Raw genomic sequence first — 26024 nt, forward strand, 5'->3', positions numbered from 1 at the left:
CCTTCATCAGGACCTTAGCTTACGCGGTAAGCTGGCTTACATTGTAAGCCTATCGATGTGCTGAAGAAGGGGCCCGGGATGCGTGTCACCGATGTATCTGCGCAGCAGTCGCCGGACGCGATGAAGGCGGTCGTCCACCACGTGTACGGGTCACCCGACGCACTCGACATCAGGGAGATCGACAAGCCGGCACCCGCCGACGACGAGGTGCTGATCCGGGTGCACGCGGCCGCCCTCAACGCCGCCGACGCCTTCCTGCTGAGTGGCGAGCCCTTTGCCGTCCGGGCCATGGCGGGCGGACTGCGTCGGCCGCGGACGAACCACGTCCTCGGCAGGGCCGTGGCCGGGCAGATCGAGGCGGTGGGCATGAGTGTGGCGGGCCTGGAAGTCGGCGACCACGTGTACGCGGAATGTGCCGGCACCCTTGCCGGGTACGTCCGTGCCCCCGAACGGTTCGTCGCCCCGAAGCCGGCGGCGCTGTCGTTCGAGCAGGCTGCGACGATCCCGGTGGCCGCCACCGCCGCACTGCAGGGGCTTCGCGATCGAGGGCAGGTCCGGGCCGGGCAGCGGGTCCTGATCAACGGTGCCTCGGGTGGCGTGGGCACATTCGCCGTTCAGATCGCCGCATGGCTCGGCGCCCGCGTCACCGGGGTCTGCAGCACGAGAAACGTCGATCTGGTCAGATCGATCGGCGCCGATGACGTCATCGACTACACCGCCCAGGACTTCACCACCGCCGAGCAGCGCTACGACGTCATCCTCGACCTTGTCGGCAATCACTCCCTCGCGGCACTGCGCCGGGCGCTGGCCCCCACGGGGACCCTCGTACTGTCCTCCGGCGGCGGGGGCAGGTGGCTCGGCCCCGCCCGGCGGATCGCCTCGGCGTTCGTCGTCGCTCCGTTCGTACGCCAGCGCCTGCGCCCGTTCGCGGCGACACAGGACAAGCGTGACTTGATCTTGCTCAAAGAGCTCGCCGAGTCAGGAGCGATCAGGCCGGTCATCGACCGTACCTATCCGCTCGGCCATGCCGTGGAAGCCATGCGGTACCTCGGCCAAGGGCACGTCGCCGGCAAACTCGTGATCATCATGAACGATGCCCACTGACAGCTTCCGCGGGGCTTCAGCTGCCGGCTACGCGGGGCGCGGATGCGGTGGCTGACGCAGGGCGCGGATCGTGCCGGGAAGCGGAAGGGTTGCCCAGACCGTCTTTCCGCGCGGCGGCGTACGGGACCAGGACCAGCTGTCGCTGAGTGCGTCGATCAGCGCAAGCCCGCGGCCCCCGAGCGCCGAGGTGCCGACGTTGCGCCGGCGCGGCGGGTCCGGGCTGGGGTCGGCCACGGCGCAGACCAGGTGCCCGGGATGGCGGAAGAGGCCCAGCCAGAGGGGGTAGTCCGTGGGGTCCGCCGGAGTGGGCGCCAGTGCATGCTGGACGGCGTTGGCCACGAGCTCGCTGACGACGAGTTCCGCGTCGGGCGCGAGCGGCTGCAGCGCCCATCTGTCGAGGGTCAGACCGACGAACTGCCGTGCCTGACGGGCGTTCTGGAGCTGGCCGTCCAGTCCGCAGGCGGCGAACAGGCCTGGACCCGGGCATTCTTCGAAACCGGGAGCCACGGGGTCCGCGGGCAGGCCCTGCGACAGTGCCGCCGTCCCGCGATCGGCGTGGCCGAGCAGCGGCACCTCTTGGTCGAACCTCGTCGCGGAAGAGGCTGACATGTGAATCGTCACTGGTCATGTCCCCCTGCAGGCTTCGGAGTTCGATGCTGCGGCACTCGGTGTGGCACGAGTATTGTCGAGCGCGCCCTCAGAATGCAATTGCATCCGGGATTGCACTGGCCGGTTCCACGGCGAACGGATGTGCGAAATGAAAGGGGTTGGGCATGGAGTTCCCCAACGGCATGCGGGCGATCGAGCTGAACTCGGTGATATGGATCAAGAGCAGCCGCAGCAACGCAACAGGAAACTGTGTGGAGATGGCGTCCCTGCCGGGCGGGTATGTCGCCGTGCGCAACTCCAGGGATCCGCAGGGACCGGCGCTCGTCTACACACGGGACGAGATCGCCGCCTTCGTGACCGGAGCCCGCGAGGGCGATTTCGACTCGATGATTGGCTGAAACACGGTGGGTGGCCGACCGGTTACCCCTGGCCGCTCCCGCCTGTGCTCGATACTGTCGTGGTCCTTTCATAGTCCGCAGGAGCGCGCGATGGCTGCAGTGGTACCGAGCCCGTCGTTGTTCGTCGAGTCACTGGGGGCGGTCGAGAGCAACCCGACGGCCCTGAAACTGATCCTGGGCGGCAAGTTGCGAGAGCTGCGGGTCGGCGCCGGGCTCGATCCTTCCGCCGTGGACACCAGGCTCGGCTTCTCCCGGTCGAAGACCAGCCGGATCGAGCTGGGCCGGCACGGCTGCAAGCCGGCGGACGCCGCGGCTCTGCTGAGCCTGTACGGGGTGAGCGACGAAGGGCGTGTCGCCGAGTTCATGCGGCTGGTGGAGCAGTCACGCCGACCGGACTGGTGGCGCTCGTTCAGCGATGTGCTGTCCGACTTCTTCGCTCCACTGGTCGCGTTGGAGGGTGCGGCCGCGACCATTCGTACCTACGAGCCGTTCTATGTGCCCGGCCTGCTGCAAACGCCCGCCTACGCCCGGGCGGTCATCCGTTCCGGACCGGCACACCTCTATCCGCATGACGTCGAGCGGCGGGTGGACCTGAGGCAGGAGCGGCAGCGGCAGCTCGCGCAGCCGGACGCATCGCGTCTGTGGGCACTCATCGACGAGTCCGTACTGATGCGCAGGGTCGGCGGAGCGGAGGTGATGCGCGAGCAACTCGAGTATCTCGCCTCGATGATGGAACAGCGCCGTGTGGTCCTGCAGATCGCCCCGCTCGACGTGACCGCCTCGGTCGGCGTCGGCACGGGTGTGACCTACCTGCGCTTCGCACTGGACGAGCTCAAGGATGCCGTCTACATCGAGCATCTGACCGACAGTACGTTCAGTCAGAAGCCCCAGATCGTCGAGCAGTACCGCGACATGCTGGACCGGCTCGGCGCCTGCGCGCTCACCCCCAGGGAGTCGATCGCGGTGATACGGGAGCGCCTGGCCGGTCTGTGAGCACCACAGCGCTCCGGACGGGATTGCCGCGAGGCGGGTCCCGTCCGGAGCGCTGTACTGCGTCCGCGGACATGATGCCGTGTCCGCCGGCGGCGTTCACGGGATCCTGGCGACGCCGCCCCACTCGATCCATTCATCGGTCAGCTGCGTGGGGGCGAGGTCGGAGTCGGGCCGCCAGGTCGACACCTCCACCAGGCCGGGTTCCAGGATCTCGAGCCCGTTGAAGTACTCGGTCACCTCGTGTTCCTCGCGTACCCGTCCCCAGTGACCCCCGGTGGCCTCTGCCATGAAGTCGGTGACGAACTTCCGGATGTCCGGACGGTCGCTGACGAGCTGGCAGACCACGAGGAAGCTTCCCGGCGCGAGGCGTTGGGCGACCTGACGGACGAGCCCTGCCGGGTCTGATTCGTCAGGAATGCAGTGCAGCACCGATACGAACAGGGCCGCGACCGGTCGGCTGAAATCGATCAGCTTCGTCGTCTCCTCGTGACCGAAGATGACGTCGGTGTCCCGCATGTCGGCGTGGATGACAGCGGTGCGGTCGTTCTCCTCCAGCAGAGCCCGGCCATGGGCCAGCACGATCGGGTCGTTGTCGACGTACACCACGCGTGAGGCCGGATCCACGGCCTGGGCGACCTGGTGGACGTTGTCCTGGGTCGGGAGACCGGAGCCGTGGTCGATGAACTGGCGCACGCCGTACTCGCTGGCCAGCAGGCGCACCACGCGCTGCAGGAAACGGCGGTTGTTGACCGCCAGTACCTTGGTGCTGGGAACCTGCTGCAGCAGCTGCTCGCAGGCCTCGCGGTCGGACTGGTAGTTGTCGTCGCCCCCCAGCAAGTAGTCGTACATTCGTGCCACGCTGGGCACCTTCGTGTCGATGGCGTCCGGGCGCCACGACTCGCGTTGCATCCAGTCCTCACCCGCATCTTCGGCTGTCAGGCTGTTTCGGGCGACCATGCTATGAGCAGCCGGCAGGGCGGTACAGGTGATGTCCGCGACTGAGCGGACGGAGGCACTTGTTTCGGCCAGATCGGCGAGTTGAGGTCAGCAGTGGTGGATCGCCACCGGGTGATTCGCACGGGTTCCGTACCCGGGGAACGTCGCCTCGGACCCCGGAGCCACGTGGCGGCACCCGCTCTCGCTGCCGTCCCGGTAGATCACCTGCAACTCGTACGGTGTGCCGCAGTCGTTGCGGACGAACGTGTACCGCCAGCCGCTGCTCGAGGTGACGCATGTCGGCGCCGTACCGGACGCGGGGGTGTCCGACGAGAATCGGAAGCGGTCAGTAGTGGTCACGGGCGAGTCCGCCCAGGGGGTGAGGATGCGGTTGAGGCCCTCCTCCCAGATCACCGAGCCGTCCGGGTTCCTGATGAAGTACTTGTACTGGACGGCCGTGCCGGCCGGGAGCGCGGTCTCGCCCGACCACGTCGGATACGCGGCCGCGTCGAGGGGCAGGGCCAGCGCCGGATCCCAGGCCCCCAGAGCCTCCGCGTCGCCGGTGACGAACACCTGCTGGCCCCAGCTGGTCGACGTCGCGGCACGGAATGTCGACGGAACGCCGCCTCCGGCTGCCGAGGCATGGGCCGGGCCCGTCTGGACGACGGCTGCGAGCAGAAGCGAGAGCAACGCCGGCCAGCCGAGCACATGCCTCTTTCTGGATGAACTGCGCACGTTCAAAGCCCCTTTCACGGCGAGTGGCGTGTCAGCTCGTCCACGTTAGCGAATCTGCAAGAGCTTGTTGCAAGTTTCGGAAAGATCTTGCAACGCTTTACACGCTGAGCGCTGTCCGAACGGTCTGCTCCGCGCCGGTTCCCCCTTCCCCGGACGAGGTGATGCGTCCCGCCTCCAGGACGTAGTAGCGCTCCGCAGCACGCATGGCGAAGCCGACGTGCTGCTCGACGAGCAGCACGGACATTCCGCCGCGCCGGGTCAGGGCGAGGATCGTCTCCTCGATCTCGGTCACGACAGAGGGCTGGATTCCCTCTGTCGGCTCGTCGAGGAGCAGCAGTCTCGGGCGGGTGATGAGCGCTCGGGCGATGGCGAGCTGCTGACGCTGGCCACCGGAGAGCAGTCCGGCCCGCCGGCCGGTCAGTTCGCGCAGTACGGGGAAGAGATCCAGGGCGTCGGCGATCGCCGCCCTTCCGTCGCGCCGCCCGTCCGCGACGAGTTGGAGGTTCTCGGCCGTGGTGAGGTGCGGGAAGGACTGCTGGCCCTGGGGCACGTACGCGATGCCCCGCGCGACTCTCCGGTGCGGGGCGATACGGGTGATGTCCTCGCCGTCGAGCAGCACCGTTCCGCTCTTCGGCCTGAGCAGTCCCATGGCTGCCCGCAACAGGGTGCTCTTGCCCGCCCCGTTGTGACCGAGGACCACCGCGACCTTGTTCTCGGGAACCGACAGCGTCACGTCGTGCAGGACGGGGGAGCGGTCGTAGCCGGCCCGGACGTCGTGGATCTGCAGCATCATGCCTCCTGTGCGGACGGGACGGGTTCGGCGACGGAGGCGCGGCCGAGGTAGACCTCCTGCACCCGGGGGTCGGCCTGGACGTCGGTGACGGTGCCTTCGCTCAGAACCTTGCCGGCGTGCAGCACGCTGACGCTGCTCGCGAAGGACCGCATGAAGTCCATGTCGTGCTCGATCACGACGACCGTGCGCGTACTGTCCTCGTTCACGCGTCGCAGCAGCTCACCCGTCGCCTCGCGCTCTTCGTGGCTCATTCCCGCCACCGGCTCGTCGAGAAGCAGCAGCCGTACGTCCTGCACCAGCAGCATGCCGATCTCCAGCCACTGCTTCTGGCCGTGCGCCAGCACTCCCGCAGGCCGGTCGCGCAGGCCGGTCAGCCCGGTGGTCTCCAGCACCTCGGCGACCGGCTCCGGCACGCCCCTGCGCCGCCGGAGCATTGTCAGCGGTCCCCGCCCGGCCCCGGCGGCGATGTCCAGGTTCTGAAGGACGGTCAGCTCTTCGAAGACCGTGGCCGTCTGGAACGTACGCCCGATCCCGAGGCGGGCGATCCTGTGCACCGCCTTGCCGATGAGTTCCTGCCCACCGAAGCGGACCGAGCCGGTGGCCCTCACCAGCCCGGAGACCGCGTCGACCAGCGTGGTCTTCCCGGCACCGTTCGGGCCGATGAGAAACCGCAGATCGCCCGGGCGTACATCCAGGTTCACGCCGTCGACCGCCGTGAAGCCGTCGAACGACACCCGCAGATCGCGGACGCTCAGCCCCTCGCCCGGCTTGTCGCTGCTCATGCTTTCTCTCCTGTACGGGTACGGCGACTGCGCAGGACGGCGCCCAGTGACACGAGGCCACCTGGCAGGAAGCCGACCGCCACGACGAACAGCAGCCCTTGGAGGTACGTCCACGCGCCGGGAAAGGCGTCGGACAGTGTGCTCTGTGCCCAGGCCACCGCGATCGCGCCGAGCACCGCGCCCAGCAGCGACGCCCGGCCGCCGACGGCCGCGCCGATGACGAACCCGATGGACGGCACGACGCCGATCAGAGCGGGCGAGATGATCCCGACGGCCGGCACGAACAGCGCACCGGCGAGGCCGGTCATACCCGCCGCGACGACATACGCCACCAGCTTGACATGGGCGGGGTTGTAGCCGAGGAAGCGGACCCGTTCCTCGGAGTCCCGTACCGCGACGAGGAGTTCGCCGTATCGGCTGACGAACAGCGCGCGGGCGGCAGCCATCAGCAACAGCAGGCAGACGGCGATGATGAAGTAGATCATCCGCTGGTTGACGGGGTCGTCGAGGTCGTACCCGAAGAAGCCCTGAAAGTCGGTGAGTCCGTTGGTGCCGCCGGTGGTCGCCTGCTGTCCGACCAGCCAGATGGCGAGGGCGGCGGCGAGCGCCTGGCTGAGGATCGCGAAATACGCACCGCGCACCCCGCGGCGGAAGACGAGGAATCCGAGCAGGGCGGCGACCGCCATCGGCAGCAGCACGGTCGCGGCGAGCGCGAAGGCCGGGTCGGCGAAGGGCCGCCACCACCAGGGCAGGGCCTCACCGGTTCCGTACAGCTGCATGAAGTCGGGCAGCGCGCCGGGACTGCCACCCGGCCCCGCCGCGGCGTCGGTGAGCTTGAGGTGCATGGCCATTGCGTAGCCGCCGAGACCGAAGAAGACGCCCTGGCCGAGGACGAGCATCCCGCCACGGCCCCAGGCCAGACTGACGCCGACGGCGACCATCGCCCAGCAGAGGTACTTGGCGAGGAGCGCGAGCCGGAAGTCGGACAGGGCGAGCGGCGCCACGCCGAGCAGGAGTACGGCACCGAGGGCGAATCCGCCGGGGACCCGCAGTCGCCTGAGGGGTGAAGTGGGACCGGCCTCCGCCGAGTCGGGGGCCGAGGTCGGGGGAGTCACGGATGTCGTCATGCCAGGCTCCGGGTGCGCAGTGTGTACAGGCCCTGGGGTCGCCACTGGAGGAAGGCGACGATCGCCACGAGCACGATCACCTTCGCGACGCTGACGGTCGTGGAGTACTCCAGTACCGACTGGAGAACGCCGAGTACGAAGGCCGTGATCACGCTGCCCTTCAGCCGGCCTATACCGCCGACGACCACCACCAGGAAGGCGTCGACGATGTAGTTGGTTCCCGTCGTCGGCCCGATCGGCCCGACGAGCGTGAGTGCGACGCCCGCCACGCCCGCCAGTCCGGAGCCGATGAAGAACGTGATCCGGTCGACCCTGCCGGTGGCGATGCCCGACACCTCGGCGAGATCGCGGTTCTGAACGACGGCCCTGATCCGGCGCCCCAGCGAGGTGAACCGCAGGACGAGGGTGAGCACGAGAACGGAGAGGAGCGCCAGGGCGAGGATGAACAGCCGGCTGTTGGCGAGCGTGATCGAGTCCGTCACCGAGACGTTCCCGGTGAGCGCGTCAGGGGCGCGGGTCTGCACATTGGGGGCGCCGAAGAGGTCACGCGCCAGCTGCTGGAGCATCAAGGAGATACCCCACGTGACCAGCAGCGTGTCCAGCGGCCTGGTGTACAGGCGCCGGACCAGCAGCCACTCGAGCAGTGCTCCCATCATGCCGGCGGCGAGGAAGGCCACCGGCAGGGCGACGAGCAGCGAGACCCCCGCGCCGCTGACGGACTTCTGCAGGACGTACGTGGTGTAGGCACCGGCCATGATGAACTCGCCGTGCGCCATGTTGATCACACCCATCTGACCGAAGGTCAGGGTCAGGCCGAGCGCGATGAGCAGGAGTACGGCACCGATGCTGATGCCGGTGAAGGACTGGTTGAGGATGACCGTCATGGAGCGGCTCCGGGTGGGAGACGGGCATGGGGCTGGTGGGGCTGCCGAGGGCGCGGGGCGGACCCGGCCCTGAAAGGCCGGATCCGTCCAAGGGGCCGGGTACCGGCTCAGGAGAGAGAGGAAGCCCAGTCGTAGCCCTTGAGATACGGATCGGGCTTGATCGGCCCGCCCGAGTTCCATACCTCCGTGATGAGCCCGTCCGCGCCGACCTTGCCGATCCGGGCGGTCTTGTGGACGTGCTGGCTCGCGCCGTCGACGGTGACCCTGCCTTCAGGGGCGTCGAAGGTGATGCCGTCCGACGCCGCCTTGACCTTGGCGATGTCGAACGAATTCGCCTTCTCGACCATTTCCTTCCAGAGGTGGACGGAGATGTAGGCGGCTTCCATCGGGTCGCTGGTCGGTTTTCCGGCCCCATATTCGCCCTGGTACGCCTTGACGAACGCGGTGTTCGCCGCGCCGGGAGTGGTCTGGTAGTAGTTCCAGGCCGTCAGCTGACCCTCCAGATACTGGGTACCGATGCTCTTGACCTCCTCTTCCGCAATGGAGACCGACAGCACCGGCATGCTCTTCGCGGTCATGCCCGCGGACTTGTACTCCTTGAAGAAGGCCACATTGCTGTCGCCGTTGAGGGTGTTGAATACGGCGTCGGCTCCCGATCCCTTGACCTCGTTGACGATCGTGCTGAACTCGGTGGATCCCAGGGGTGCGTAGTCCTCTGTGACCACCTTCATGCCGTTGGCCTTTGCGTAGGCCTTTATGATCTTGTTGGCGGTGCGCGGGAAGACGTAGTCGCTGCCGACGAGAGCGAGCCGGGTCAGACCCTGCTTCTTGAGGTAGTCGAGGGCCGGCACGATCTGCTGGTTGGTCGTCGCGCCGATGTAGAAGATGTACGGCGACTGCTCGAGACCCTCGTACTGCACGGGGTAGAAGAGCGGCGACCTGTACTTCTCGAAGACCGGCTTGACGGCCTTGCGGCTCGCCGAGGTCCAGCAGCCGAAGGTGGCCGCGACCTTGTCCTCCTTGATCAGGCTCTCCGCCTTCTCCGCGAAGGTGGGCCAGTCCGAAGCGCCGTCCTGGCTCACGGCCTTGAGCTTCTTGCCGAGCACACCGCCGGAGGCGTTGATCTCCTTGACGGCCAGCAGCAGCGAGTTGTGGACCGTCACCTCGCTGATCGCCATCGTCCCCGACAGTGAGTTCAGCAGGCCGATCCTGACTGTGCCGCCCGAGGTGTCCGCCTCGACGCCGGCGTCGTCGGACGACGTACCGCTGCCGGTCCTGGCGCCGCAGGCGCTGAGGGCGGCGGACGCGCCGATGGCCGATGCGCCCGCAAGCAGGCCGCGTCTACTGATACTGAGCCCGGACATGAAATACCTCCTTGCCCAAGAAGGGCATGGGAACGAGAGGAAGAATTCGGGATTCGGGGAGGGAGGGACAGATGGTGAGAGAGATACTCGGTGCTTCAGATGCTGCGGCGGTCGGCGCGCGAATTCCCAGCCGTCCGGTGGTGGTGTCCGGACTGGTCTACTGAAGTGCGGTCACAGACTGCGCCGACGCTGTTTCCTCGGCGTTTCGGCTCCATTGAAGCCGCGTTTCTCTTGAAGCACAGAGGTCGCCGGGAAAATAGAAAAAGCCGCACTGGGACGCCTGATTGACGGCACCTCAGTAACGGCAATAAATACTTCCTGTGGAAAGTATCGGGCTGTCGTCAACCCTGTCAAGGCAGGCAGCGAGCGGCGTACGCTGTCGAGTGTCCCCGCACAGGCGTGAGATGAGGAGCATGATGGCGAGCCGGCCGCAGGAACTGCTCCAGCTGCTCACCCGGGCCGAACGTCTCTCGGTGCGCCGAGTGCAGTCCGTACTCGACGAGTTCGACTGCTCCGTAGAGGCGTGGCGGGTACTCGGCCTGCTCTCCGAAGGCGGGCATCACATGTCGGTCATCGCCGACCGCACCTCACTGCCCGCGCCGACACTCACCAAGCTGGTCGACCAACTCGTCGACCAGAACCTGGTCTACCGCCGGATCGACCCCGCCGACCGGCGCCGGGTCCTCGCGTATCTCACCCCGCGGGGGATGGAGCGCCGGCAGCGGCTCGACCGTCAGGTGCGGGCCGACTGGCTGGAGTTGGGCGGCAGCGACGACGAGGAGCTGCGCACCTTACTGGCGAGGCTCGCGGACGCCCTGGAGGGCAGGGCTACAACAGACCGTGAGGGCCGCTCAGTTGAGCGAGCACATTGAAGTCGAGCCCGTCCGCCTGCGCCAGATAGATGCGCTGGCGTACATGCCGGTCACGCAGTCGGAGCAGGCCACGTGGCCCCTCGTACGAGACCGAGTCGGCAGTCGCTCCGATCGTGGACACATCGAGGGTTCGCGCCCGTTCGACCAGTGCCGCCAGCAACAGCACTCCCTCGTAACAGGATTCACCGAGGCTTCCCGGTGCCGGGGCATCGATCCCGAAGCGGCCGGCGTACCGGCCGTGGAAGTCCATGGTGTCCTGGTTCGCGAGGGAGGCGAAGAACCCGGCCGTGCTGAACAGGTCCACGGTAGCCTCAGGGCCGCTGGCCATCAGCATGTTCTCGTCCATCAGAGTACTCAGCCGCAGACACCGCCGGTCGAGCCCCGAGGCGGCGAACGCCCTGTTGAAGCGGACTGCGTCGCTGCCCACCAGCAGCATCAGCACGGCGTCGGCGTCCGTCCGCTCGATGCGCTGCAGGACGGTCCGGAAGTCCTCGGTGCCCAGCGGAAGATACGACTCGCCGCAGACGCGGCCGCCCCGGCATGCGCGGGCGTAGCCGCGCGCGCCCCTCGCCGTGCGGCGCGGCCAGACGTAGTTGTTGCCGACGACGTACCAGCGCCGCACCCCCCGCGTCCCGGCGAGCAGCTCCATGGCGGGCAGCAGTTGCCAGGCAGGTGTCTCGCTGGTCATGAACACACCCTCGGTGCGCTCGCCGCCTTCGTAGAGAGCCGTGTAGACGTACGGCACCCGGTGCGCGATACGAGGCGCAACCGCCTGTCGTACGGAGGAGATGTGCCAGCCCGTGACGCCCTGCACTGCGCCGGTCGCCACCAGGGCCTCCACATCCTGTGCGACCTGCGGCGGCGCTGCGCCGCCGTCGACCTCCAGCAGCCGCAGTTCCCTGCCGAGGACGCCACCCGCTTTGTTGAGCTCCTCGGCAGCGAGCCGGGCGCAGGAGACACATGTGGGGCCGAAGATGCCGGCCGGGCCCTGCATGGGGTAGACGAGCGCCACGTTCAGGACGGCGTCGTCGGTCGACCACTGGGGGACTGCGGGAGTGTGGAGGGAGGATGGGAGCGGCCGGTGCATGGCGACATCATGGTCCGGCCACACCCGGCGACCAAGAGGCCCGGCGGTCCGTCGGCACCGGGGACCCGCACTGCCGTCCCGCGTCGGTGGTCAGGGGAACAAGCCCGGAGCCTGTTCCCCTGACCGGTGTTGACCGTTGTGCGGCGCCTATGCGCCGACCGCGCCGGACTTCTCGATCCGGACGACGGCGCTGGGTGCGCCGCTGCGCGAGCCCAGCGACTCGATCTTCTTGACGACGTCCATGCCTTCGACGACCTCGCCGAAGACGACATGCTTGTTGTCGAGCCAGTCGGTGACGATGGTGGTGATGAAGAACTGCGAGCCATTGGTGTTCGGGCCCGCGTTGGCCATGGACAGCTGGCCCGGCTTGGTGTGCTTGAGCTGGAAGTTCTCATCAGGGAACTTCGCGCCGTAGATGCTCTTGCCCCCGGTGCCGTTGCCCGCGGTGAAGTCACCGCCCTGGAGCATGAAGTCAGGAATCACACGGTGGAAGGCGGAGCCTTCGTATCCGAAGCCGTGCTCACCCGTGGCCAGTTCACGGAAGTTCTTCGCGGTCTTCGGGACCACGTCGTCGAACAGCGTGAAGACGATCCGGCCGGCCGGCTCGCCGTCGATGGTGATGTCGAAATACACGTCAGGATTCATGGAGGCATCCTCCCATCCGTCACATGGGCTCCTGACCATGCGACACCGGCAGACCCGTGACAAATCGTGACTACGGTGATCATTGACCTTCCGGGTACTTCTCACATGTCACGTTCGCGGCGGCGCGATGCGACGCCGCGCTGGGTCACTGTTCCGGTTCCGGTTCCGGGAGCGGGGGGAGGGGCACCGTCGCCCCGGAGCCGTCCCGTACCGCCTGCACCACCTGCTCGTGCAGAGCGCGGCTGGCCTCCTCGGACGGGCACTGCACGGGGCTCCCCGTCATGGTGAACCAGTCGGCCGCGCCGGTGTACTGCACGGTGATCTCCGCAGTGCCGTCGACCCAGGTGGTATGCACGGTCAGATCACCGGACAGCACGCCGACCTCGTCGGTGCGCACGCCGCCGCTCCCCGAGTACACGCCGCGAGTCGTCCACGATGCCCAGCTCATGCGTCCAGGCTGACATCCATATGGGAGAGCCGCGACCCGCGCGATCCCGCGGAAACGGTTTATCGTGGCCGCTGCGACCCCTGGAGTCCGGGGTGCAGAAGGGGGCGGGGCCTTGTCCGAGGCAGGGCGACTCGTAGCAGGCCGGTACCGGCTTGCCGAGCACGTGGGCCGTGGTGGCATGGGGACGGTGTGGCGGGCCGAGGACGAACTCCTGGGCCGTGACGTCGCAGTCAAGCAGCTGCACATCCCCGCACACCTGGATGACCGCGAGGTCCGGATCCTTCATGAACGCACCCGCCGCGAGGCCACCAGCGCGGCGCGCATCAGCCATCCCCATGTGGTCGTGGTGCATGACGTGGTCGTCGACGAGGGCCGGCCGTGCATCGTCATGGAGTACATACCCTCGATCACCCTGTCCGCCGCGATCAAGGAACAGGGTCCGCTGCATCCGGGCGAAGCCGCGCGTATCGGGGCCGCCGTGGCCGGCGCGCTGCGCGCCGCACACGAGGCCGGGGTGCTCCACCGGGACGTGAAGCCCGCCAATGTGCTGCTCGGCCATGACGGCCGGATCGTCCTCACCGACTTCGGTATCGCCCTGCCGGCCGGAGCGCCCTCCCTCACGACGACGGGGGAGTGGGTCGGGTCGGTCGACTATGTCGCTCCGGAACGCCTGGTGGGTGAGGCGGGAGGGGCCGGCCCCGCCTCCGACCTCTGGTCACTGGGGGCCACGCTCTACCACGCGGTGGAGGGGCGGCCCCCGTTCCGGCGCGCTTCGGCCATCGCGACCGCGCACGCCATCGCGGTCGACGAGCCTGAGCCGTTGCGCGCGCCGCGCCTGGGCGGTGTCATTGCCGGCCTGCTGGTCAAGGAACCGGCGGCCCGAATGCACGCCGACCGGGCAGAACGCCTGCTGGCCGAGGCGGCCGAGGTGGCCGAGTCGCCGGTCGAAACCTGGAAGCTGTCCCGGCCGGCGGCCGAGTCGGAGCCTCGTACGTCCCGCTCGCCGGGCCGGGGCCGTCGGGCAGCGCTGTCGTCCGTGGCGGTCCTGGCGGTGGGCGCCGTCGTCGCGGGTGCGGCACTCGTCATGAACGGTCGTGACGGGGACGGGGACGGGGACGGGGGCGGGGACAAGCCGAATTCGTCCTCGAGCAGCCTGAATGCTTCGGTCCCGCCCGTTCCCGCCGGCTACCGCCTCCGGAAGGAGGGCAAGGGCGTGGCGGTACCGGTGCCGAAGGACTGGAAGCGCACGACGACCGGCGGCGGTGAAATCGCCTACGTGGACCCGTCCGGACTGGTGGGACTGCGCGTCAGCGCCACCCGCTTCGCCGGGGGTGACGCATTGCGGCACTGGCGAGAGGTCGAAGAGGCGCAGACGCGCCGGGACAACCCCGGGTACGAGCGCGTACGGATGAACGGGACGACCTTCCGGGGTGGGCCGGCCGGATACTGGGAGTTCACGTTCGAGGGACGGGAGCGGGGCTTCCGCGCCGTGGAACTGGCCTTCGCGGAGCCCGACGGCACCCAGCACGTCATCTATCTCAGCGCTCCCGCGGCGCTGTGGAGCACATACCGGCCGGTCTTCGACAACGCCGTCGAGGGCGTCCGGCTCCCGGGATAGCGGGCTGCGGCCAGGGCGTACCGCTCCTGGGACCCGGACCCGGCCGACTCCGGCCGATAGCACCACCCTGCCAACAGTGTTAGAAATGCGATATGGTCGATGATTTCGACCGATTCGGGGCGCGTCGGTGCGGTCACTGACCGAAAAGAGCCCACGGAGCGTCGCCGGGCAGGTCTTCGTCCTGCAGGTGGCGGTCGTGGTGCTGCTCGTGGCGTGCGGGGTGGTCGCCCTGGTGCTGCAGGCCCGGCACGACGGCGAGAAGGAGGCCATCAACCGCTCCATCGCGGTCGCCAGCTCGTTCGCCCGCTCTCCGGGCCTGGCGAAGGCGCTGGACAGCCCCGACCCCTCCAAGGTGCTCCAGCCGATCACCGAGCTGGCCCGCAAGGAGGCGGGGGTCGACTTCATCGTGATCATGGACACCGAGGGGATCCGGTACACCCACCCCATTCCGGACCGGATCGGCAAGCGGTTCGTCGGCACGATCGAACCGTCGCTCCAGGGCCGGGTGTACACCGAGAGCGTGGACGGCCCGCTCGGTCACGAGGTCCAGGCGACCGTGCCCGCCTACGACCCGGTGTCCGACCCGCGCGGCAAGCTCATCGCTCTGGTTTCCGCCGGCCTCAAGGTCGAGAACGTGACCAGCGTGGTCGACCGCAATCTGCCGATCATCGTCGGCGCGGGCGCCGTCGCGCTCGCGCTCGCCACAGGCGGCACGGCCTTGATCACCAGACGGCTGCGACGGCAGACCCATCGCCTGGGTCCGGCCGAGATGACCCGCATGTACGAGCATCACGACACGGTGCTGCACTCCGTGCGCGAAGGGGTGCTCATCGTCGACGACGACGGCCGGCTGGTGCTGGCCAACGACGAGGCCAGACGGCTGCTCGACCTCCCGCCCAATGCCGAGGGGCGTCACGTCACGGATCTGCCCGGCCTCGACCCGAGCACGGTCGACGTGCTCGCCTCCGGTCGCGTGGTCACCGACGAGGTGCACCTGGCCGGGGAGCGGCTGCTGGCGGTGAACCAGCGGCGGACGGGCCGGGACGGCGGCCCTGGAGGCACGGTCACCACCCTCCGCGACTCCACCGAGCTCCGGGCGCTGTCCGGCAAGGCCGAGGTCGCCCGCGAACGCCTCAAGCTGCTCTACGACGCCGGCACCCGTATCGGCACCACCCTCGATGTGGTGCACACCGCCGAGGAGCTCGCCACCGTGGCCGTTCCCCGGTTCGCCGACTATGTCACCGTCGACCTGGCCGACCCCGTGCTCCAGGGCGAGGAGCCCAGCGGTACGGGTGCCGACGAGATGCGGCGCACCGCGGTCAACGGCATTCATGACGACGCGCCCCTGTATCCGCTGGGCAAGCTGATCGAGTTCCTCCCCTCCACCCCCCAGGCCCGGGGCTTCGGGAGCGGCCGTTCCGAATTGGTGCCCGACCTGTCGGCGGCGACCGGCTGGCACGCCCAGGACCCCGAGCGCACCCGCCGGATCATCGAATACGGCATCCACTCGCTCATCGCGACCCCGCTCAAGGCGCGGGGCGTGGTGCTGGGCGTGGTCAACTTCTGGCGCTCGCAGAAACCGGAGCCGTTCGACGAGGAGGAGCTGTCCCTCGCCGAGGAACTGGTCGCCCGGGCCGCCGTCAACATCGACAACGCCCGCCGCTACACCCGCGAGCACGCGCTCGCGGTCACTCTGCAGCGCAGCCTGCTGCCACGGGCCCTGCCCGAGCAGAGCGCCCTCGACGTGGCACACCGCTACCTTCCCGCGCAGTCCGGGGTGAGCGGCGACTGGTTCGACGTGATCCCGCTGCCGTGCGGGCGCGTGGCGCTGGTCGTCGGCGATGTCGTCGGCCACGGACTGCATGCCGCCGCCACCATGGGCCGGCTGCGCACCGCGGTGCACAACTTCTCCACCCTCGACCTGCCGCCCGACGAGCTCCTGGGCCACCTGGACGATCTGGTCGGCCGGATCGACCAGGACGAGTCGGACACGGAGGTGGGCGCCGGCGTCCTGGGCGCCACCTGCCTCTACGCGATCTACGACCCCGTCTCCCGGCGTTGCGCGATGGCACGGGCGGGCCACCCGCTGCCCGCGCTGGTGCATCCCGACGGCTGCGCGGAGTTCGCCGACGTACCGGCCGGGCCGCCGCTCGGGCTGGGCGGCATGCCGTTCCGGACCGCCGAGCTGGAGCTGGCCGAGGGCACCCAGCTGGTGCTGTACACCGACGGCCTGATCGAGGACCGCTCCCGCGACCTGGACGTCGGGATGGAGATGCTGCGCGAGGCCCTGGCAGGACATCCTGACCGGCCGCCCGACGAGAGCTGCCGGGCAGTGCTCGAAGCGCTCCTGCCCGGCCGGCCCAAGGACGACGTCGCCCTGCTCATCTCCCGTACCCGTGTGGTTCCCGCCGACCACGTCGTCGAGTGGGAGGTGCCGGTCGATCCGGCAGCCGTGGCGCGGATGCGGGCGGCCGTGGCCGAGAAGCTGGACGAGTGGGACCTGGCCGAGCTCGCCTTCGGCACGGAACTGGTGCTCAGCGAACTGATCACCAACGCCATCCGCTACGGCTCCGCCCCGATCCGGGTACGGCTGATCCGTGATCGCGCCCTGACCTGCGAGGTCTCCGACGGCAGCAGCACCTCGCCGCACCTGCGGTACGCGGCCACGACCGACGAGGGAGGCCGTGGCCTGTTCCTGGTCGCCCAGATGACCGAGCGGTGGGGCACCCGCTACACCCCTGGTGGCAAGGTCATCTGGGCGGAGCAGGCGCTGCCCGGCACGCCGGGCGGCATCGGCGGCACGGAGGGCGCGTGGGCCGCGCTGCTCGACGCCGAGCCGCTGTGAGCGCGTCCCGCGGGCCACGCGCCGGCCGGCGGGGTTCTCGCCTCATGGGAGAGGCCCGAGATGACGCAGAGGGGTCCCGGCGGGTATACGAGATACATGGATGGCACAGATTGGCTCACCCTGACCGTGATCGCACTGGTCTGCGTCGCGGTCGCCACCGGCGTACTGCTGGTCCGTGTGTTCAAGGCACGCAGACTGCTGCTCGCCGCCGGGATCCCGCTGCGGAGCAAGGCACTGTTCTGGTGCGCGGTGATCTACACACTCTCTCCCGTGGATCTTGTTCCCGACCCCGTGTACCTGGACGACATCGGCTTTCTGCTGATGGCGCTCCACTCCCTGCACAGCGCGGCTGTGGCCATCCGACGGCAGCCCGGAGGCGGGACCCACCGGGAAGCCGTCGCGGAATTCGGGAAGACCGGCCGCCTCTGAGAGGCACCGCGCGGCCAGGCGGGTGGGCGCGGTCTGCTGCACGACTCACCCCAGCGCCGTTGCTGCGCCCCTGAGCAGCAGTCCGCACCCGAGCACGAGGACCACAGCGGCCGAGCCGAGCGGCGCCGCCCGCCGGGCCAGCGCAACGGCCCGGCCCCTAGGCCGCATCGCCAGCCTGCGCACCGTGGTGTCCCGCAACCGCACCACCGCGAATCCGGCCCCCGCCAGTGTGAGCGCCAGTCCTGCCCCGTATGCGAGGACCAGAAGGAACCCGAACCACGCCTGGCCGAGCGCGGCGGCACCGACCAGGACGACCACCGCGGACGGGCTGGGGACCAGCCCGCCGGCGAGGCCGAGGAGGATGACCCCGCGCAGACCGGGGGCGGGAGGGGTGTGGCTGTGGTCATGGCTGTGGGGGTGAGTGTGCTCCTGGCCGCGACCCGCGGGAGTGCGCGCGGAGGCAGCATGGACGGTGCTGTGCTCGTGGGGCCGAGCGGCGGTGAGAACGGGTACCCGTTCCTCGCGCTGCGGCAACTCGCCGCCGCCACCTGGCGTTTGCCCGTGCCCGTGTGAATGCCCGTGGTCATGACCATGCTCTGGGCCATGACCATGCCCGTGGTCATGATCGTGCCCGTGGGTATGGCCGTGCCCGTGGGCGCTGTGGCGTCGGCGCCACGCCCTGCGCAGCAGCAGCGCTCCGGCGACCGCGACCAGGCTGCCGCTCGCGACGGACAGCCAGGACACGACGGTGGGCGCCGCCCGCCCCGCGGTGATCAGGGCGCCCAGGGCGAAGACGCCCAGGGTGTGGGTCATGGTCACCGATGCCGCGAGGGCGAGCATGTCGCGCAGTGAGTTCCGGCCGCCTGCCGTGGCGGCAGCGGCCATCATGGTCTTGCCGTGGCCGGGCGCCAGCGCATGCAGGGCACCCAGCAGCAGGGACACACCGAGGGCGAACGCCCCGAAGCCGACGGTCAGTTCGTGCCGGGCCACCAGCCCGGTCAGCGCCTGCGCGAACCGGTCAGCTCCTCGCGGCAGCACGCCCGCCACCGGGGAGCCGCTGTCCTGCTTTCCGGCGTCGGTGAGAGCAGGTCCGCCGGTACGGACCGTGACGTCTGCCGACCGGTGGTCCGGCGGTGAGGCGAGCAGATCGTCGGGGTACGCGGTCAGCCGCCGGGAGACGGAGTCCCACGGCACGTCCGACGCCGCGAGCGTCATCAGATCGCCTTGCGCGGTGATCTCCCGCCAGCCCGCCCCGGTCGTGGCGTCCGCCGGGTGGTACGCGAGCCTGATCCCCTCACCTCGCGGCAACGACGCCGTCAGCTCGCACGTCACACGCAAGGTCTGCAGTCCTGCCTGCCCTGGGCGTACTTGCGCCTTTGCGCTCCCGGCGGAGATCGACGACGATTGCGACGCCGACGCCTCACTGCTGACCGTGAGCCGGGCGCCTGCGGCCGCACCGTCGCACCGGGTCCGGGCCCATGCCGAGAGTTCGGCCGCTGCCAGCCGGTCGTCCCCGTCGGTGTCGATACGGGTCCGTTCCTGTGCGGCAGGAATCTCCGCCAGGTCCTCCACATGCGCCACGCGCAGTTGTCCCGGAGCCACGACGAGGCCGTCGTACTGACTGACAGTGAAGTTCCCCAGCGGGTGTGCCTGTGCCGCCTGGGCGGGGAGCAGGACAAGAGCCGCTCCCGCCACCAGTGTGGCGAGCGCGCGAGCGGTGGTACGTCGCTTCATGAATCCCCCCGGCGCCCGGACAGCGCGGACAGCGCGGACTTGGCTTCGCGTGCCCCGGTGGGCGAAAAGCCCGGGTTCAGTTCGAGTGCGGCGCGCAGATCGCGGCGGGCGGCCCGATCGTCCCCGAGCGCGCGCTCGATCATGCCCCGGTGGAAGAGGAAGGAGGCATTGCGGTAGCCGGGCGACTTCGCCGTCGCCTTCTTCGCGAAGACCAGCGCCTCCCGGTCCTTGCCATTGGCATGCAATGCCCAGGCGAGCGCGTCCGCCGTGTGGACGCTCTTGCGGCGGGCCCATTCGGCGCGCGCCGATGTCAGCGCCTCGCGGGCGTCGCCGTGGTCGGCCTCGATGAGGGCCGACTCCAGGTCGGTGGCGACACCGTTGGCACGGGCCAGCCGGGTCCACGCGCTGACGAGTTCGTACTGCTCCTTGGCCTCCTTGCGCTGCCCGGCCGCCTCGCGCAGTTCGCCGAGAGCGGCGAGCTGGCCCGGAAGCGGGTACCGGCGTACGACCTCTTCGAGGTCGCTCAGCGCACGCTGCCTGTTGCCCTGCGCGGCATGGGTGAGGCCCCGCCCCTCCAGCGCCGGCACATGATCCGGTTCGGCACGCAGCGCGGTCGCATAGTGATCCAGAGCTCGCCCGTACTGGCCCTGGCTCCAGGCCAGTCGGCCGAGCGCGGTGGCGACGTAGGCGACATCCGGGTCACTGGCGGCGGAGTCCAGCGCACGCAGCAGAACCCGCCGCGCCCCCGTCACATCGCCGCGCAGCTCCAGTACATAGGCGTACCGGGTGAAGACCGGGATGCCGGGGCGTCGCCGGTCGGCGAGGCGCACCGCATCCTGCGCCTGTTCGTAGCGGCCGAGTTCGACGAGCGCGTCGACCCGGCTCGCCAGCGCCCGCTCGTTGTAGGGATTGACGCGCAGCGCCCGGTCCGCCTGACCCAGTGCCGTGTCGAAGTCGTGCCGGGCGGCGGCCAGCGCCGCCCGGCCTGCGAGTGCCGCGTCGTTCTCGTCGGCCGGGCGCAGCTCCAGGGAACGATTGAACGCCTTCTCCGCCTGCGGATACCGCGTCGGATCTCCGCTGGTCCGAGCCTGCTCGACATACGCTGCGCCCAGCGTCGCCCATCCGGTGGCGTCCTTGGGCTGGCTGCGGAGGTGCTTCTGCAGGCCCTCGATGCCCTGCGCGAGGTCACCTGCCGTCAGCCGCTCGACGGGCACGGCTGCCGCGAGCACCTGCGCGGGCCGTCCCTCCGGCTCGGAGTCGCTGTCCGTCCCCATCACCACCGATGTGACGGTGAGCCCCACCGCAAGGGCCGCAGCCACAGCGATGCGCCCTCGCGGCCCGCGCCCTTTCTCGGGCGCTCGCGCGAACTGCGGCTTCCGTACCGGCATGTGTCTCGCCTTTCTCGGTGGTCTCGGTGGACCTGGGGATTTCGGGGGGCGGCCCGGCGGCGCCGCCGTGGGGGGTACGGATCGCGCCGCCGGGCCGGTCAGAGGTGCCGGATGCCCTGGCCGGTCAGTCGATCCAGGAGCGGCGTCCGGCGGGGCGGCGGCGCGAACGCAACCAGATCATCGCGAGGCCGACCACCAGCGCCCCCGCAGCCGCTGATGCCGCAGAGGCCAGCATCGTGGTGTTGTCCCACGACCCGGTGCCCCAGGACCCTCCGCCTGTCAGGCCCGTTGCGTTCTTCGTGGTCGAACTCGCGGCTGCCCGCGTGTCGGAGCCCGCGGCGGGCAGGGCGACGTAGGGGAAGGAGCGGTCGAACTTCTTGTCGTTCTTGTTGACCGCGTCACCCAAGTCGTTCTTGGAGCCGACGAGTTCACCTTCGACGACCTGCAAGGCGATGTCGATCACGTCGTCCGTGAGCCGCCGCCCGTTCGGGAAGCCGGCCGTGTCGCCGTCCAGCACCCCCAGCCGCTTCGGCTTCGCGACCGGCTTGATGGAGGTGTTGAGCCGCAGCATCTCCGACGCCGTGACCCCCTCCACCTGGTTGAGGTCCTTCACGCCGGTCAGGAACACCGAGACGAGGTCGTCGCGGGGCTCCGCCGGAGCCTTGATCTTGTAGATCGCGTCAATGAGCTTCGGCAGCTCCGGCTCCGTGACGTTCTTCAGGAAGTCACCGTCGTTCTCGGGCGAGGAGGCGTTGAACTTGTCCTTGTCCTTGACCGGGTTGACGACCTCGTTGACCAGGGGCATGCCGAGCCGCGACACCCGGGTCCACTCGCCGCCGGCGTTCTGCCGTTCCGTCGTCGCGTAGACGCCGATGACCGGCTGCTTCGCGGACTGCTGGAGATAGGCGGTCGGCACCTGCAGGGCGATCGTGTTGACGTTGTAGCCCTTGAGCGTGTCGTTCCCGACCTCGGACAGGTCACCTCCGTACAGGAGGTCGAAGACCCGTAGATCGAGGAAGAACGGGTCGTCGGCCTGGCCGGCGAAGGACTTCAGCCCGCCAGGGATCTTGTGGACGGCCTGGTCACGCAGCTTCTTGTAGTGCGGCATCGACGCCTTGCCGACGTTCGAGGGTGCGGCCGGCAGGTTCTTCGCCACCTTGTGGCTGGAGATCACCTTGCCGTGCTCGAGTCGCAGCAGGTCGATGTCGTAGGTCTGCGTGAAGTTGAGGTCCGGGTCGTCCAGGCTCTCGACCACACCCGTGTTGTAGAGGAAGGTGCGGTCGTTCTTGCGGTGGTCCTTGAACGTGAACCGGTACAGCAGATCGTCCTTGGCGTCACCGTTGTTGTCGATGTGAAGGTCGTAGCGCGCGTCGTTGGCGAACGTGTAGAAGTTCGGCCCGCCACCCGGCTCCTGCATCGGCAGCAGGTTCGCCACCAGCGTCGTCGAGTCGGGATGATCAGGGCTGACGAACGCGTACACGTCCGTGTTGTCGTACTGGGGTTGCCCCGATATGAGCGGGGCTTCCCGGTGGCTCGAGGCCACGGCCGTCTGAGGCTGCAGCACGGCCATCGCGGTGGCTGTGAGCCCCCCGGCGGCCAGCGCACCGCAGGTGAGCAGAGCGACGCTCCTGCGTCCCGGTCGAGTCCACCCGCTTCTGCCCATCGCGGTCATCGCATCCATCCTTGTTCGTCATTCGGTTCCGATCTGGCTTGTTGTACGTCCAGTACGTGCGCGACCCCCGTCTTGTTCGGACATGACCGCGACTACTTCGGCAAGCCGTCCCGCGCGATGCCGGTCCCACCGTGCGACGGTGACGGAGTAGGCCTTCCCTTGGGCGAAGAAAGGCGGTGGGAGAGGATGCTGCCCCTGGTCGTGGGAATCGACGGTTCCGACTGCAGCCTCGAAGCGGTGGACTGGGCCGTGCGCGAGGCGGCGGTCCACGGCCTTCCGCTGCGCCTGGTGTACGCCTCCAGGTGGGAGCGGTACGAGGGCGTCTCGCCGGCGGACAGCCCTGATCGCCCCTCGGAACAGATGCTGATCGACACCCTGGTCGCCGCCGCTGCCGAGCGTGCCCGCCGCGCAGACCCCGATGTCGAGGTGGTCACCGACGTTCTCGCGGAGGACACCGTGACCACCCTGGTGAACGAGAGCCACCACGCGGCGATGCTGGTCACCGGATCCCGCGGCCGGGGAGGGCTCAAGGGCCGGCTGCTGGGATCGGTGTCGCTGGGTGTGGCGGCGCGCGCCCACTGTCCGGTGGTCGTGGTGCGAGGAGACAGAGCCGGGTGGGAAACGGCCGGCCGGCCCGTCCTGCTCGGTGTCCCCGACCCGGACGAGGGATCAAGCGCCATCCGGTACGCGTTCCAGGAGGCCGCGGCACGTGGCTGCCGACTGGAGGCCGTGCGGGCATGGCGAACCCTGCTGTACAAGGCCCTCGGTCACCCCCGGGCGCCGGGCGGATCCGGCGCGGACGACCAGGAAGCAGCGGCCGACAGGATCGACGCGGCTGCCGCCGATGGCGTACAGGAGCACCCGGGGCTTGCACTGCACCGCTCCACCGTCGAAGGCCCGGCACACAAGGTGCTGGTGCAGGGCAGCGCCGCTGCGGGCCTGGTCGTCGTCGGAGCGCGCCGCAGGCATGGTCACGGCGGCCTCCAACTCGGCAAGGTGGCGCACGCGGTGCTCCATCACAGTGAATGCCCCGTCGCCGTGGTGCCGGAGGTGTGACACCGGGCGGTGCCGCGGCCGCGGCCGGACTTCGGTGAGTGGGGGTCCGGGCCACGTTCACTGGGCGTGAAGCCCTGAATCGCGCCCTTTCCACTGAGTGAGTAATTTCTTGATCAGGCGCCCTCGTGCACGGATGCCTGTGACAGCCCGAGGCAAGGAGAGCAACATGTCCCGACCCGTCGCAGTGGGAGTGGACGGCTCCGACGAGAGCCTGGCGGCTCTGGACTGGGCAGCGGACGAGGCCGCGGCGCGTGGGACCACCCTTCGGCTGGTGTACGCGTCGCGGTGGCAGGAGCACCAGCTCGCGGCCGTCAAAGCGACCCGCGAGACCAGGGACGACGAGGCTCAGAGCCTGCTCGACGCGATGGAGAAGCGCGTACAGGAGCGGCTGCCGAACGTCGTCACGGTGACCGAGGAGGTCGAGGATGCCCCCGCCAAGGTGCTGGTGGGCGCAGCCGACGACGCGGGCCTGCTGGTCATGGGGTCACACGGGCTCAGCGGTGCCATGGGCTTCCTGGTCGGGTCCGTGGGGCAGGAGGTCGTGGGGGATGCGAAGCACCCGGTGATCCTGGTCCGACCGGGTTACTCCGAGGACGGGGCCGGTGGCGGGGGACGCCCCGGAGTCGTCCTCGGTCTGGACGTACATGACGTGACGGACGAACTCCTCGACTTCGCCTTTGATTTCGCGGCGCGGCACGCCGTGCCGCTGCACATCCTGAACTCCTGGCACCTCCCGGCCTTCCGTCATCATGCGGGGGCTTCCGGCGGTGCGGACGCCGACTCGGGCACCAGGGCGGAGAGAGAGTCGGCGCTGTCGGAAGCCGTACGCCCCTACCGGGACAAGTTCCCGCACGTGGAGGTGTCCGAGAAGGCCGCATCTGGCCGGGCGGCCGGCCATCTTGTCGACGCGGCGGCGAACGCGGGACTCGTGGTCGTCGGCCGTCGCCGGGCCGCGTCGGGCTCCCACATCGGATCGATCACCCACGCCGTGATCCACCATGCCCCCTGCCCAGTGGCCGTCGTGCCGCACGCCTGACGACGAGCAGGGTGACCCCCGGTGACGCTGCGCACCCTGCGTCACTGCGCTCCTCACAGGGCCGCACAGCCGGGGCGCCCGGCGGACCGGTGGCTTCTCCGTATCCGCCCGTACCGGCAGCACCTCGAACGGTCCCGCTGTCCGCGACCCAGCCCGAGCAGGGCGTACCCGCGGCATCCGCGCCACTGCGACGCGGGGATGCCGATGCGCCGTCCACCGTGGGCGATCAGCGTGTTGACCGGCGCCATGGGGTCCGCGCCCATCACCTTGGCGATGACGACACCGGCCACCAAGGGCACGAGAACGCCCGCGAGGGCCGTGCCGGTGGCGGTCACATGGTGCATACGGCGGCTGCGGGGTGAACAGGGAGTCATGGCCGTCATTCGACCAGGCGCGGCGCGGAAGGGGATCGGCCGGCGTACTCAGGAAGCCTGCCTCGGATACTCACCTGGAACTGCTGCCGCCGGCTCGCACCGTGCGGCACCGGGACGGTCGGAAATACAATGAACCCGCACTGTACGAGCCCAGCTGAACCCGTCCACAGTGCCGTACAGCAGTGGCCGGGCCAGTGGCCTTCGGGCGTATCTCGGAGAGGTCTATGACCCGGCGTCGTCCCATACGGTCGGCGACCGCCGACGACTTGCTGAGCACGCTCGGCCAGCTCACCGACCGTGTCCGGCAGGGCGCGGAGCGGCAGAAGGTCCGCGTCGAGCTGGCCGAGGCCCTGCAGCGCGCCACACTGCCGGCCGGTCTTCCGTCGCCGGGATGTCTGAGTGTCGCCGCCCGGTACGCGCCGGCACGCAACGGCCTCGACATAGGCGGGGACTGGTACGACGGTTTCGTCCTGCCCGACGGCTCCCTCGGCTTCTCGATCGGCGACGTACAGGGCCACGGCGTCGAGGCCGCGGCGTTCATGGGGCAGGTCCGCATCGGGCTGCGAGCCGTCGCCATCGCCACCACCGACCCCGGCGAGATCCTCGGACGGGCCAACGACCTCCTGCTCTCGGTGGACCACGGGCTCTTCGCGACCTGCAGCTTCCTGCGCTTCGACCCGGTCACGGCGGAGCTGCAGAGCGCGCGCGCAGGACATGTGCCCGCCGTGTGGGCGACAGCGAGCGGGGAAGGCGGAGTGGCCGAGGACGAGGGTGGCGTGCCCCTCGGGATCCTGCCCGGAGAGAAGTACCCCGTGGCACGGCGGCGCCTGCTGCCCGGTGACGCGTACGTCCTGCTCACGGACGGCGTCGTGGAAGGACCCTCGTACCCCATCGAGGCGGGCCTGGACGCGGTGGCCGGCCTGGTCCGCTCCGGCGTGCGGTCCGGCGTGGGGGCGGGGGAACTGGCCTCCCGCGTGATGGGGGTGGCGGAGCTCAACGATCACACCGACGACGCCGCCGTCCTGGTCCTGCTCCACCGTCCGCCGGAAGCAGCCGCGGAGGATCCGCCGGCCGGCCCTCGGTAGATCGTGAACG

The 26024-nt window shown here is 69.4% G+C and carries 25 protein-coding genes; 10 read left to right on the forward strand and 15 right to left on the reverse strand.

Translation table 11 applies throughout. The annotated features are described in order from the left end of the window. The first annotated feature begins 78 nt into the window (after window positions 1–78). A complete protein-coding gene (locus ABZ208_RS19635) occupies window positions 79–1104 on the forward strand; it encodes an NAD(P)-dependent alcohol dehydrogenase (protein ID WP_356910722.1) in 1026 nt (341 codons plus the stop codon). Window positions 1105–1131: 27 nt separating this feature from the next. Here the strand turns inward: ABZ208_RS19635 and ABZ208_RS19640 are convergent, their stop codons facing one another. Next, window positions 1132–1713, reverse strand: coding sequence for an ATP-binding protein (locus ABZ208_RS19640; RefSeq protein WP_356910723.1), 582 nt, complete (start codon window positions 1711–1713; stop codon window positions 1132–1134). A gap of 164 nt (window positions 1714–1877) precedes the next feature. Between ABZ208_RS19640 and ABZ208_RS19645 the strand changes: the two genes are divergently transcribed. Next, complete coding sequence (locus tag ABZ208_RS19645; protein WP_356910724.1) at window positions 1878–2111, forward strand: DUF397 domain-containing protein; 234 nt, start codon at window positions 1878–1880, stop codon at window positions 2109–2111. 90 nt (window positions 2112–2201) lie between these two features. Beyond that, the gene (locus tag ABZ208_RS19650; RefSeq protein WP_356910725.1) at window positions 2202–3104 is read left to right on the forward strand and encodes a helix-turn-helix transcriptional regulator; all 903 of its coding nucleotides are present in this window, start codon (window positions 2202–2204) and stop codon (window positions 3102–3104) included. Between the two features lie 96 nt (window positions 3105–3200). On the opposite strand, the gene ABZ208_RS19655 is transcribed toward ABZ208_RS19650, so the two are convergent. The 7 genes from ABZ208_RS19655 to urtA form a co-directional block, all read right to left on the reverse strand. Beyond that, window positions 3201–4013, reverse strand: a complete 813-nt coding sequence (locus tag ABZ208_RS19655) for an SAM-dependent methyltransferase (RefSeq protein WP_356910726.1) — start codon at window positions 4011–4013, stop codon at window positions 3201–3203. Between the two features lie 135 nt (window positions 4014–4148). Beyond that, window positions 4149–4775, reverse strand: a complete 627-nt coding sequence (locus ABZ208_RS19660; RefSeq protein ID WP_356910727.1) for a carbohydrate-binding module family 20 domain-containing protein — start codon at window positions 4773–4775, stop codon at window positions 4149–4151. Window positions 4776–4872: 97 nt separating this feature from the next. Then, window positions 4873–5565 carry an urea ABC transporter ATP-binding subunit UrtE gene (urtE, locus tag ABZ208_RS19665; protein ID WP_356910777.1) on the reverse strand — a complete coding sequence of 231 codons (693 nt, stop codon included), beginning with the start codon at window positions 5563–5565 and terminating at the stop codon, window positions 4873–4875. Beyond that, window positions 5565–6350, reverse strand: coding sequence for an urea ABC transporter ATP-binding protein UrtD (gene urtD / locus ABZ208_RS19670; protein WP_356910728.1), 786 nt, complete (start codon window positions 6348–6350; stop codon window positions 5565–5567). The genes urtE and urtD overlap by 1 nt, the downstream gene beginning before the upstream one ends. Next, complete coding sequence (urtC, locus tag ABZ208_RS19675; RefSeq protein WP_356910729.1) at window positions 6347–7477, reverse strand: urea ABC transporter permease subunit UrtC; 1131 nt, start codon at window positions 7475–7477, stop codon at window positions 6347–6349. The genes urtD and urtC overlap by 4 nt, the downstream gene beginning before the upstream one ends. After that, entirely contained in the window at window positions 7474–8361 is an 888-nt protein-coding gene (urtB, locus tag ABZ208_RS19680) for an urea ABC transporter permease subunit UrtB (protein ID WP_356910730.1), read from the reverse strand. The genes urtC and urtB overlap by 4 nt, the downstream gene beginning before the upstream one ends. A gap of 107 nt (window positions 8362–8468) precedes the next feature. Beyond that, window positions 8469–9725, reverse strand: coding sequence for an urea ABC transporter substrate-binding protein (gene urtA / locus ABZ208_RS19685; RefSeq protein WP_356910731.1), 1257 nt, complete (start codon window positions 9723–9725; stop codon window positions 8469–8471). Between the two features lie 416 nt (window positions 9726–10141). Between urtA and ABZ208_RS19690 the strand changes: the two genes are divergently transcribed. Further along, a complete protein-coding gene (locus ABZ208_RS19690; RefSeq protein WP_356910778.1) occupies window positions 10142–10597 on the forward strand; it encodes a MarR family transcriptional regulator in 456 nt (151 codons plus the stop codon). Here the strand turns inward: ABZ208_RS19690 and ABZ208_RS19695 are convergent. From ABZ208_RS19695 to ABZ208_RS19705, 3 genes are all read right to left on the reverse strand, one after another. Next, a complete protein-coding gene (locus ABZ208_RS19695) occupies window positions 10554–11684 on the reverse strand; it encodes a substrate-binding domain-containing protein (RefSeq protein ID WP_356910732.1) in 1131 nt (376 codons plus the stop codon). The genes ABZ208_RS19690 and ABZ208_RS19695 overlap by 44 nt on opposite strands. 147 nt (window positions 11685–11831) lie before the next feature. Next, window positions 11832–12329: a peptidylprolyl isomerase gene (locus tag ABZ208_RS19700; RefSeq protein ID WP_356910733.1), complete on the reverse strand. Its 498-nt coding sequence runs from the start codon at window positions 12327–12329 to the stop codon at window positions 11832–11834. A 145-nt stretch (window positions 12330–12474) separates the two neighbouring features. Then, window positions 12475–12777 (reverse strand): hypothetical protein, encoded by a 303-nt coding sequence (locus tag ABZ208_RS19705; protein WP_356910734.1) that lies wholly within the window; start codon window positions 12775–12777, stop codon window positions 12475–12477. Window positions 12778–12889: 112 nt separating this feature from the next. On the opposite strand from ABZ208_RS19705, the gene ABZ208_RS19710 reads away from it, so the two are divergent. The 3 genes from ABZ208_RS19710 to ABZ208_RS19720 all read left to right on the forward strand — a co-directional run bounded on the left by ABZ208_RS19710 (window position 12890) and on the right by ABZ208_RS19720 (window position 17669). Further along, window positions 12890–14395, forward strand: coding sequence for a serine/threonine-protein kinase (locus ABZ208_RS19710; protein WP_356910735.1), 1506 nt, complete (start codon window positions 12890–12892; stop codon window positions 14393–14395). Between the two features lie 136 nt (window positions 14396–14531). Then, window positions 14532–17240 carry a SpoIIE family protein phosphatase gene (locus tag ABZ208_RS19715; RefSeq protein WP_356910779.1) on the forward strand — a complete coding sequence of 903 codons (2709 nt, stop codon included), beginning with the start codon at window positions 14532–14534 and terminating at the stop codon, window positions 17238–17240. Window positions 17241–17336: 96 nt separating this feature from the next. Next, complete coding sequence (locus ABZ208_RS19720; protein ID WP_356910736.1) at window positions 17337–17669, forward strand: YkvA family protein; 333 nt, start codon at window positions 17337–17339, stop codon at window positions 17667–17669. 45 nt (window positions 17670–17714) lie between these two features. Here ABZ208_RS19720 and ABZ208_RS19725 read toward each other — a convergent pair whose 3' ends face one another. From ABZ208_RS19725 to ABZ208_RS19735, 3 genes are all read right to left on the reverse strand, one after another. Continuing rightward, on the reverse strand, window positions 17715–19403 hold the full coding sequence (locus tag ABZ208_RS19725) for a nickel transporter (RefSeq protein ID WP_356910737.1): 1689 nt from the start codon (window positions 19401–19403) through the stop codon (window positions 17715–17717). Next, complete coding sequence (locus ABZ208_RS19730) at window positions 19400–20722, reverse strand: tetratricopeptide repeat protein (RefSeq protein ID WP_356910738.1); 1323 nt, start codon at window positions 20720–20722, stop codon at window positions 19400–19402. Before ABZ208_RS19730 ends, ABZ208_RS19725 begins: the two co-directional genes overlap by 4 nt. Before the next feature lie 193 nt (window positions 20723–20915). After that, entirely contained in the window at window positions 20916–22463 is a 1548-nt protein-coding gene (locus ABZ208_RS19735) for a DUF4331 domain-containing protein (RefSeq protein WP_356910739.1), read from the reverse strand. A gap of 186 nt (window positions 22464–22649) precedes the next feature. On the opposite strand from ABZ208_RS19735, the gene ABZ208_RS19740 reads away from it, so the two are divergent. Continuing rightward, window positions 22650–23519 carry a universal stress protein gene (locus ABZ208_RS19740; RefSeq protein ID WP_356910780.1) on the forward strand — a complete coding sequence of 290 codons (870 nt, stop codon included), beginning with the start codon at window positions 22650–22652 and terminating at the stop codon, window positions 23517–23519. A gap of 166 nt (window positions 23520–23685) precedes the next feature. Continuing rightward, window positions 23686–24555, forward strand: a complete 870-nt coding sequence (locus ABZ208_RS19745) for a universal stress protein (protein ID WP_356910740.1) — start codon at window positions 23686–23688, stop codon at window positions 24553–24555. 53 nt (window positions 24556–24608) lie between these two features. On the opposite strand, the gene ABZ208_RS19750 is transcribed toward ABZ208_RS19745, so the two are convergent. Further along, entirely contained in the window at window positions 24609–24929 is a 321-nt protein-coding gene (locus ABZ208_RS19750) for a hypothetical protein (RefSeq protein ID WP_356910741.1), read from the reverse strand. Between the two features lie 224 nt (window positions 24930–25153). Between ABZ208_RS19750 and ABZ208_RS19755 the strand changes: the two genes are divergently transcribed. Then, window positions 25154–26014: a PP2C family protein-serine/threonine phosphatase gene (locus ABZ208_RS19755; RefSeq protein ID WP_356910742.1), complete on the forward strand. Its 861-nt coding sequence runs from the start codon at window positions 25154–25156 to the stop codon at window positions 26012–26014. The last annotated feature ends 10 nt before the right edge of the window (window positions 26015–26024 follow it).

This window comes from Streptomyces sp. NPDC006208, from assembly GCF_040613775.1.
Lineage (GTDB): Bacteria > Actinomycetota > Actinomycetes > Streptomycetales > Streptomycetaceae > Streptomyces.

Bases quoted from the DNA above. Each gene is read 5' to 3' on its own strand.
- ABZ208_RS19720 (WP_356910736.1), top strand. From the start codon at position 17,337: ATGGATGGCACAGATTGGCTCACCCTGACCGTGATCGCACTGGTCTGC.
- urtE (WP_356910777.1), bottom strand. From the start codon at position 5,565: ATGCTGCAGATCCACGACGTCCGGGCCGGCTACGACCGCTCCCCCGTC.
- ABZ208_RS19750 (WP_356910741.1), bottom strand. From the start codon at position 24,929: ATGACTCCCTGTTCACCCCGCAGCCGCCGTATGCACCATGTGACCGCC.
- ABZ208_RS19640 (WP_356910723.1), bottom strand. From the start codon at position 1,713: ATGTCAGCCTCTTCCGCGACGAGGTTCGACCAAGAGGTGCCGCTGCTC.
- ABZ208_RS19740 (WP_356910780.1), top strand. From the start codon at position 22,650: ATGCTGCCCCTGGTCGTGGGAATCGACGGTTCCGACTGCAGCCTCGAA.
- urtB (WP_356910730.1), bottom strand. From the start codon at position 8,361: ATGACGGTCATCCTCAACCAGTCCTTCACCGGCATCAGCATCGGTGCC.
- ABZ208_RS19735 (WP_356910739.1), bottom strand. From the start codon at position 22,463: ATGACCGCGATGGGCAGAAGCGGGTGGACTCGACCGGGACGCAGGAGC.
- ABZ208_RS19705 (WP_356910734.1), bottom strand. From the start codon at position 12,777: ATGAGCTGGGCATCGTGGACGACTCGCGGCGTGTACTCGGGGAGCGGC.
- ABZ208_RS19700 (WP_356910733.1), bottom strand. From the start codon at position 12,329: ATGAATCCTGACGTGTATTTCGACATCACCATCGACGGCGAGCCGGCC.
- ABZ208_RS19725 (WP_356910737.1), bottom strand. From the start codon at position 19,403: ATGAAGCGACGTACCACCGCTCGCGCGCTCGCCACACTGGTGGCGGGA.
- ABZ208_RS19745 (WP_356910740.1), top strand. From the start codon at position 23,686: ATGTCCCGACCCGTCGCAGTGGGAGTGGACGGCTCCGACGAGAGCCTG.
- ABZ208_RS19755 (WP_356910742.1), top strand. From the start codon at position 25,154: ATGACCCGGCGTCGTCCCATACGGTCGGCGACCGCCGACGACTTGCTG.
- ABZ208_RS19645 (WP_356910724.1), top strand. From the start codon at position 1,878: ATGGAGTTCCCCAACGGCATGCGGGCGATCGAGCTGAACTCGGTGATA.
- ABZ208_RS19650 (WP_356910725.1), top strand. From the start codon at position 2,202: ATGGCTGCAGTGGTACCGAGCCCGTCGTTGTTCGTCGAGTCACTGGGG.
- ABZ208_RS19695 (WP_356910732.1), bottom strand. From the start codon at position 11,684: ATGCACCGGCCGCTCCCATCCTCCCTCCACACTCCCGCAGTCCCCCAG.
- urtC (WP_356910729.1), bottom strand. From the start codon at position 7,477: ATGACGACATCCGTGACTCCCCCGACCTCGGCCCCCGACTCGGCGGAG.
- ABZ208_RS19690 (WP_356910778.1), top strand. From the start codon at position 10,142: ATGGCGAGCCGGCCGCAGGAACTGCTCCAGCTGCTCACCCGGGCCGAA.
- urtA (WP_356910731.1), bottom strand. From the start codon at position 9,725: ATGTCCGGGCTCAGTATCAGTAGACGCGGCCTGCTTGCGGGCGCATCG.
- urtD (WP_356910728.1), bottom strand. From the start codon at position 6,350: ATGAGCAGCGACAAGCCGGGCGAGGGGCTGAGCGTCCGCGATCTGCGG.
- ABZ208_RS19635 (WP_356910722.1), top strand. From the start codon at position 79: ATGCGTGTCACCGATGTATCTGCGCAGCAGTCGCCGGACGCGATGAAG.
- ABZ208_RS19655 (WP_356910726.1), bottom strand. From the start codon at position 4,013: ATGCAACGCGAGTCGTGGCGCCCGGACGCCATCGACACGAAGGTGCCC.